Genomic DNA, 4602 nt, shown 5'->3' with positions numbered 1-4602 from the left:
GCGCCCTGCTCGGCGACGACCCGGCCGCGTCCCGGCCGGCCCCGCAGCCGCCGCGGGCCTGGCGGGCGCCGGTGGGTGCGTTGGCGACGCTCACCCGGGGGTCATCGGCGACATCGCTACTGACCCCGCTGAGCTCCGGCTTCCGGCTGGTCACCGCCGAGGTGGACCTGGAGGCGCTGCGCGCCACCGCCCGTCGAGCCGGGGCGACGATCAACGACCTGTTGCTGCTCGCGGCGTCCGAAGCCCTGCGGGCGGCCGCCGCCGGCCGCGGCGAGCGGTTGCGCCGCGTCGTGGTGAGCGTGCCGACCACCACCAGTCCGGCGGACGGGCCGAGCCGGAACCGGGTGGGCGGCTTCCTGGCGTGTGTCCCGGAGCGGCGTGACGGCGAGACCGACACCCAGCTGCTCGGGCGCATCGCCGCCCGGACCCGCCGGCGCAAGCGGCTGGCCCGGGCCCCGTTCGGCTCGACGGCCCTGTCGGCGACGCTGACCGCCCTGGGTCGGCTGGGCTGGTACCGGCCGCTCTTCGAACGCCAGCGCGCCATCACCACGCTGGTCAGCAATCTGCGCGGACCGGAGCAGCCGCTGGTTGTGCTCGGCACCCGGGTGCGTTCGCTGACGCCGATCAGCCCCATCCTGGGCAATGTGACGGTGGTGTTCGCGGCGGCCAGCTATGCCGGGCGACTCCGGGTGACCGCCCGCCTGGACCGGGCAGTCTGGGACGTTCAGGACGCGCTGGCCGAGGCGTTGCGGTCGGCGCTGGAACGGCTGGCGTCCGGGGATTGACCGGAGAGAACCGGGTCGGCCGGCGGCACCCGGAGTTCGGTGTGCCGTTCGGACGCCGCCCGAGCGGCAGCCGGATCGCCGGCGGCGACCGCGTCCAGGATCGCGCGGTGACCCGCGGCGCAGGCGGGCTCGCGGACGGCGCCGGAGAACCGGAGCCGTCCCTCCAGGCCGGCGCGCAGGTCGCTGAGCAGCGGATTGCCGGCCATCGCGGCCAACAGGCCGTGGAAGTCGCGCACCGCGGCGCGTTCGCCGTCTCGGCCCCGGCGCTCCAGGTCGCCGAGCTGGTCGAGCTCGGCCTGGCTGGGATCGGCCGCGGCGGCGATGCAGATCTCGGCTTCCAGCGAGCGCAGCAGCGGCCGGAGCTGCTCCAGGTCGTAGTGCACGGTGAACTCCGACAGCGCCGCCGGCAACGCCGAGCGTTCCCGGACGAAGGTGCCTTGCGAGGGTCGCGGCTCCAGCATGCCGAGATGCACCAGCGTGCTGACCGCCTCGCGGACGGTGGAGCGGCTGACCGCGAGCCACGCGGTCAGTTCGGCCTCGACGGGAATCTGGCTGCCCTGCGGCCAGCGCCCGGAGACGATCTCGTCCTGCAGCATCCGCAACACCCGCAGCGAACGGGTCTCCCGGGTCAGCTGGGTGGCCCAGCGCACCTGCCGCGGCCCCTGGCCGAAGCCCGCGCCGGCCTCGGACGCCGATCCGCCGGCGCCGGTCGCGGCGCGACGGATCTGATGCATGCCACCCATGATGATCGGCTCCGGGCGCCCGGAAAGCTCCCCAAAACTGGGGGTACCCGGCACCGGCGATGTTCCGCGACCGGCAGGTCCGCATCTATGATCGCGTCGTTACCCATGGAGAAATCGTGACTACCCCCCACCCTTCGCCGCGTGGCGACGGCGCCGCGCCAGCACCGGTGGGCGTCGGCACTGCGCACGCCAAGACGATCCTGATCGGCGAGCACGCCGTCGTCTACGGAGCCCCGGCGATCGCGCTGCCCGTGCACGGCCTGGCCACTCGGGCAGAACTCCACGCCGGTGGACCATGGGCCTTGGACTGCGATCTGCACCACGGCAGCGTGGACGACGCACCCCCGGCGATCGCGCCGGTGGTCACCGCCTGGCGGCAGGCCGTCGACCGGGTCACCGCAGCGAACGGGCGTCCGGACCCGATCGAGCCGCACCAGCTGACCGGACGGCTCCGACTGATCAGCGAGATCCCGATGCAACGCGGCCTCGGCTCCAGCGCCGCGGTCGCCGCCGCCGTGGTGGACGCCGTCGCGGCGGCGTCCGGGGTGCCGTTGGGGCTGGCCGAGCGCACCGAACTGGTCCAGCAGTCCGAGATGATCGCCCACGGCAAGGCCAGCGGCATCGACACCGCCGCCGTGCTGTCGAATGTGCCGATCCTGTTCGAGCAGGGCGCCATCGCACCGCTGGAGGTCGGCGGCCGTTTCGTCTTCGTGGTCGCCGACACCGGCGTGCCGAGTTCGACCGCGACGGCCGTCGGCGGCGTCCGAACCCTGCGCGGCGAGCAGCCGGCCGTGGTGAACGGCCTGGTCAACCGGCTGTCCGAGCTGACCCGGGTGGCCGTCGACGCGCTCCAGCGGGGCGACGCGGTGGCGCTCGGCGCCGTTATGGACGAGGCCCACGCGGCGTTGAACCGGCTCGGTGTCGGCTCCGACGGCCTGGACCGGCTGGTCGACGCGGCCCGCCGGGCGGGCGCGCTGGGCGCCAAACTGACCGGCGGCGGTCTCGGCGGCTGCATTCTGGTCCTCTGCGGGGCCGACGACATCACTAGGGTGCAGGAGGGGCTCCGAACGGCCGGAGCCCGCGGAACCTGGACGACCATCCTGGAAGGAACGGCATGAGTGAGGCGACTGCACGCGCCTTCCCGAACATCGCTCTGGTGAAGTACTGGGGCAAACGGGACGCCCGGCTCATCCTCCCGGCGGCCGGCAGCCTGTCGCTGACCCTGGACGCCTTCCCGACCACCACCACCGTCCGCCTCGACCCGGACGCCGCGACCGACAGCTTCACCCTCAACGGGGCACCCGGCGCGGAGGTCCCCACCCAGCGGGTGACCCGCTTCCTGGACGTGGTCCGCGAGCTCGCCGGATCCACCAGTCACGCCCGGGTCGACTCGCTCAGTGAGATTCCCACCGACGCCGGACTGGCCTCCTCGGCCGCCGGGTTCGCCGCGCTCGCCGTCGCCGCGTCCGCCGCCTACGGGCTGGACCTCGACGCGTCCGCGTTGAGCCGGCTGGCCCGGCGCGGGTCCGGATCGGCGGCCCGCTCCATCGTCGCCGGGCTGGCGGTCTGGCACGCCGGCGACGACGCCCAGTCCTACGCCGAGGGTGTGGACGGCCCCGAGCTGCGGATGGTGATCCTCACCCTGGACCGCTCCGCGAAGCGGGTGTCCAGCCGGGAGGCGATGGTGCGCACCGCCGCGACCTCCCCGTTCTACACCGGCTGGGTCACCTCGACGGCGTCCACCCTGGAAGAGGCGCTGGCGGCCTGCCGGGCCGGCGACTTCACCGCGCTGGGCCTGCTCACCGAACTGCACGCGCTGCGGATGCACGCGCTGATCCAGTCCGCCGATCCGCCGATCCGGTACCTCAAACCCGCCAGCATCGCCGCGTTCGACCGGGTCGAGGAGCTCCGCGCCGCAGGCCTCGAGTGCTACGCGACCGCGGACGCCGGACCGAACGTGGTGGTCATCGCCAAGCCCGACGACGCCGCCCAGGTGGCGGACGAGCTGGCCGTCCTGGGCGAGGCGAGGGTGGTCGGTCCCGGCCCCGGCGCCACCCTGATCGCCGACGCGGTGGGGCCGACCCGCGGAGCCGCCGGATGATCACCACCCGCGCGCCCGGCAAGTTGTTCGTGGCCGGCGAGTACGCCGTCGTCGAGCCCGGCGAACCGGCGGTGCTGATCGCCGTCGACCGCTATCTGTCGGTCGAACTGACCGAGAGCACCGGCATCGGCCGGATCCGCTCCGGCGAGTACGGCCCGGCCCCGCTGGAATGGACCCGGGCGGCCGACGGGGTCGGTGTCGTCGTCGAGCATCGGCCGTCCGACTACGTGCTCAGCGCCCTGGCCCTGGTGGAGCGGCTGCGGGACGAGCTGGGCATCCCGCCGCGCTACTTCGACCTGCAGATCAGCAGCGAACTCGACGACGCCCAGGGCCGCAAATTCGGGCTCGGCTCGTCGGCCGCGGTGACGGTGGCGGTGATCGCCGCGCTGGACGAGTTCTACCGGCTCGCGCTGAGCCGCACCGAACGGTTCAAGCTGGCGCTGCTGGCCACCGTCCAGGTCAGCCCCAACGCCTCCGGCGGCGACCTGGCCGCCTGCACCTTCGGCGGCTGGGTGGGCTACACCGCGCCCGACCGGGCGGCGCTGCGCGCCGAACTGACCCGTTCGGGCGTCTCCGCCACCGTGAACTCCCCCGCCTGGGCGCACTACCGGACCATCCGGCTGGCCCCGCCCAGCACCCTGGAACTGCTGGTCGGCTGGACCGGCACGCCGGCCTCCACCGAACGACTCGTCGACGGCGTCCGGCACGGACGCGACGACCGGTCGGCGGCCTACGGACGCATCCTGCGGGCCAGCGGCCGCAACGTGCAGGCCCTGGAGCGGGCGCTGCAGGCCGACGACGCGGCAGCCACCCTCGGTTGCCTGCGGACCGCCCGCCGGGTGCTGCAAGAGCTCGGCGAGCTCAGCGGCATCGTGATCGAGACGCCGGCGCTGCGGGCCTTGTGCGACGCGGCCGAACGCTGCGGCGCCGCCGGCAAGCCGTCCGGCGCCGGGGGCGGCGACTGCGGCATCGT

Annotated in this window: 5 protein-coding genes; 4 read left to right on the top strand and 1 reads right to left on the bottom strand. The window is 74.3% G+C overall.

Annotation, left to right across the window (positions count from 1 at the left end; genetic code table 11):
- The coding region (locus QM582_RS11415) for a WS/DGAT domain-containing protein (RefSeq protein ID WP_415084492.1) at positions 1-785 on the top strand (785 nt) is incomplete at its 5' end.
- Here the strand turns inward: QM582_RS11415 and QM582_RS11410 are convergent.
- The gene (locus QM582_RS11410) at positions 725-1519 is read right to left on the bottom strand and encodes a FadR/GntR family transcriptional regulator (protein ID WP_415084490.1); all 795 of its coding nucleotides are present in this window, start codon (positions 1517-1519) and stop codon (positions 725-727) included. The genes QM582_RS11415 and QM582_RS11410 overlap by 61 nt on opposite strands.
- Positions 1520-1644: 125 nt before the next feature.
- Between QM582_RS11410 and mvk the strand changes: the two genes are divergently transcribed.
- The 3 genes from mvk to QM582_RS11395 all read left to right on the top strand — a co-directional run.
- Positions 1645-2646 (top strand): mevalonate kinase, encoded by a 1002-nt coding sequence (gene mvk / locus QM582_RS11405; RefSeq protein WP_415084488.1) that lies wholly within the window; start codon positions 1645-1647, stop codon positions 2644-2646.
- Positions 2643-3629: a diphosphomevalonate decarboxylase gene (gene mvaD / locus QM582_RS11400; RefSeq protein ID WP_415084486.1), complete on the top strand. Its 987-nt coding sequence runs from the start codon at positions 2643-2645 to the stop codon at positions 3627-3629. The genes mvk and mvaD overlap by 4 nt, the downstream gene beginning before the upstream one ends.
- A partial coding sequence (locus QM582_RS11395; protein ID WP_415084484.1) for a phosphomevalonate kinase occupies positions 3626-4602 on the top strand: 977 nt, incomplete at its 3' end. The genes mvaD and QM582_RS11395, both read left to right, overlap by 4 nt.

Origin of the sequence: Micropruina sp. (genome assembly GCF_047607385.1) — a bacterium.
In the GTDB taxonomy this organism is placed as follows: domain Bacteria; phylum Actinomycetota; class Actinomycetes; order Propionibacteriales; family Propionibacteriaceae; genus Micropruina.
The sequence above is the reverse complement of the archived record's forward strand: the minus strand, read 5'-3'. Positions and strand labels throughout refer to the sequence as shown.

Excerpts from the sequence above, each read along its gene's own strand:
- QM582_RS11410 (WP_415084490.1), bottom strand. The coding sequence starts at position 1,519 with ATGCATCAGATCCGTCGCGCCGCGACCGGCGCCGGCGGATCGGCGTCC.
- mvaD (WP_415084486.1), top strand. The coding sequence starts at position 2,643 with ATGAGTGAGGCGACTGCACGCGCCTTCCCGAACATCGCTCTGGTGAAG.